Annotated in this window: 3 protein-coding genes; 2 read left to right on the top strand and 1 reads right to left on the bottom strand. The window is 46.8% G+C overall.

Translation table 11 applies throughout. The features are described from left to right. Window positions 1-67 precede the first annotated feature (67 nt). Window positions 68-439: a hypothetical protein gene (locus ACTQ1N_RS12490; RefSeq protein ID WP_441956982.1), complete on the bottom strand. Its 372-nt coding sequence runs from the start codon at window positions 437-439 to the stop codon at window positions 68-70. Window positions 440-594: 155 nt separating this feature from the next. On the opposite strand from ACTQ1N_RS12490, the gene ACTQ1N_RS12485 reads away from it, so the two are divergent. Both ACTQ1N_RS12485 and ACTQ1N_RS12480 read left to right on the top strand, forming a co-directional pair. Continuing rightward, window positions 595-768 (top strand): hypothetical protein, encoded by a 174-nt coding sequence (locus ACTQ1N_RS12485; RefSeq protein WP_441956981.1) that lies wholly within the window; start codon window positions 595-597, stop codon window positions 766-768. Between the two features lie 178 nt (window positions 769-946). Further along, a complete protein-coding gene (locus ACTQ1N_RS12480) occupies window positions 947-2,119 on the top strand; it encodes an NAD(P)-dependent malic enzyme (RefSeq protein ID WP_441956980.1) in 1,173 nt (390 codons plus the stop codon). Window positions 2,120-2,375 lie beyond the last annotated feature (256 nt).

Raw genomic sequence — 2,375 nt, 5'->3', positions numbered from 1 at the left:
GGAGTCTCAAACAAAAGTGGCTCAGTTATCGCCGGAATGGTGGCTCAGTTAATAACGGAATGGTGGCTCAGTTGCACCGGACAGGGTGCTCAACGGGCTCCGGATTCTTCACAAGTGGAACACCGGATTTGGCAAGCATGGCCACATGGGTATGCCGGAGCGCGTGCGGGGACAGCTGACGCCCAAGAAGGTTCTTCGTGTGACGTTCGAGATAGATACGATACGCGTCATAGCTGACGCGCCTGCCATCATCATCACAGAAAAAGTGATATGTACGGAACCCATACATCAGGGATCGCCGTTTCTTGTCTGCTGAGATTTTCCGGCAGACGGCTGCCAGCTCGGGCTGGATCGAAATAGTCCGCATGGATGTTGCTGTCTTCGTTGCCGCCGCCGCATGTCCGCTGGCAAACGCACCGGTGTCCGCTCGGCGGCGCAAAACGCATCAGGAGTTGGTACAAGAAAGCAACGCCGGAAGAACGGCGAAAGATGAAGAGAACAGTACAGATATCCGCGTCCATGAAATAAATATGGTAAGACACTGATGCGCCTGCTGAAAAGCAGACGCATTTTTAATTGCAAAGGAGTCCGGGGATGACAGCAAAGATTGGTGTAGTGCCAGCAATGGATTACGATGAGAAGTTTGCATATGGAATGAATAAGGTGCAGGAGCTAGTCAGCTCGACAGTGCCATCAAAGGACTGGTTAAGCGATATGCGGGAAACGAGAATTACGAGGAGGTGCTCTCAGCAAACCAGGATTTTCTGAAGCAGAAAGCGAGCAAAAAAGAAAAATGTTTTGTAAAAATGTTTGCAAGATATTAACAATCCTGAAAGATTGACACGAAATTATCATAGTAGACAATTAATTGTACTCGATTTATAATGACGTTGCTCGAATAAAACTCAGCATATAGAGATCAATAATATGTGAATGGAGGTACCATATGGATTATGCTGCTGAATCACTTAGACTTCACAGAGAGTGGAGAGGGAAGATAGAGGTTACACCAAGGGCTAAAGTTGACTCGAGTGAGGCTCTTTCACTTGCATATACACCTGGCGTTGCGGCACCGTGCCTGGAAATTCAAAAGCATCCTGAGGAAAGCTTCAATCTGACCAGAAGATGGAATACTGTCGCCGTTGTAACAGATGGAACAGCTGTTCTGGGACTTGGGGATATCGGTCCGGAAGCGGGAATGCCTGTTATGGAGGGAAAGTGTGTTCTGTTCAAAGCTTTTGGGGACGTTGATGCCATCCCGCTGTGTGTCAGAAGCAAGGATCCGGATGATATTGTTAAGACAGTCAGCCTCCTTGCCGGCTCCTTTGGCGGTATTAATCTGGAAGATATCAGTGCTCCCAGATGCTTTGAGATTGAGCAGCGTCTTCAGGCTGTCTGCGATATTCCCGTATTTCATGATGATCAGCATGGGACAGCGGTTATCACACTCGCTGGTATGATGAATGCGCTGAAGCTTGTCGGAAAGAAAATCGAGGATGTTCGAATTGTCACAAGTGGAGCCGGCGCTGCAGGAATTGCCATTATTCGTCTTCTGATTGAAATGGGTCTGAAAAACGTGATCATGACAGACCGGAAGGGAGCAATCTATGAGGGGCGGGAAGGCCTGAATCCAATCAAGAAGGAAATGGCAAAAATCACCAACAGGGACCGCGTGGCAGGTTCCCTTGCGGATGTGATCAAGGGTGCCGATGTATTTATCGGTGTGTCGGCGCCAGGGACACTTACAAAAGAAATGGTTAAAAGCATGGCCAAGGATCCAATCATCTTTGCGTGTGCAAACCCTGTTCCGGAGATCATGCCTGATGAGGCGAAGGCTGGAGGAGCTGCTGTTGTTTCAACCGGAAGATCGGATTTTCCAAACCAGGTAAACAATGTTCTCGCGTTTCCAGGAATATTCCGTGGGGCGCTTGATGTAAGAGCAACTCGAATCAATGAAGAGATGAAGATTGCAGCTGCAAAAGCTATTGCAGGCTGCGTTTCTGATGACGAACTGAATGCCGATTATATCCTTCCGCATGCATTTGATCCTCGCGTGAAAGATGCTGTTGCGCGTGCGGTTGCACAGGCTGCCAGAGAGTCTGGCGTGGCAAGAGTATAACTGATTATAAGTTTTATAGTAAAATTAGGGAACAGTAGCTGTTTTTCGGAAGAACAGAGGCTGTTCCCCGAACTAAGAGCAGCCTCTTCTGTTAATTGTATTAGTTTTACAATCCCCAAAACCGAAAAATAAAAAAATAAAAAAACGTGAATTGAAAAAGTAAATTCCAGTGCAGAAGTAAATTCTACTGCAACTTAAAAAGCTTTCTTTTTTTAATATTTCAGATGCAATTCCGTTCTGAGATGCATATAATTAG

The sequence above is a fragment of the Porcincola sp. LCP21S3_C12 genome (assembly GCF_052118625.1).
Classification (GTDB): Bacteria; Bacillota; Clostridia; order Lachnospirales; family Lachnospiraceae; genus Porcincola.
The sequence above is the reverse complement of the archived record's forward strand: the minus strand, read 5'-3'. Positions and strand labels throughout refer to the sequence as shown.

Coding starts and splice junctions, on each gene's coding strand:
- ACTQ1N_RS12480 (WP_441956980.1), top strand. CDS start 947: ATGGATTATGCTGCTGAATCACTTAGACTTCACAGAGAGTGGAGAGGG.
- ACTQ1N_RS12485 (WP_441956981.1), top strand. CDS start 595: ATGACAGCAAAGATTGGTGTAGTGCCAGCAATGGATTACGATGAGAAG.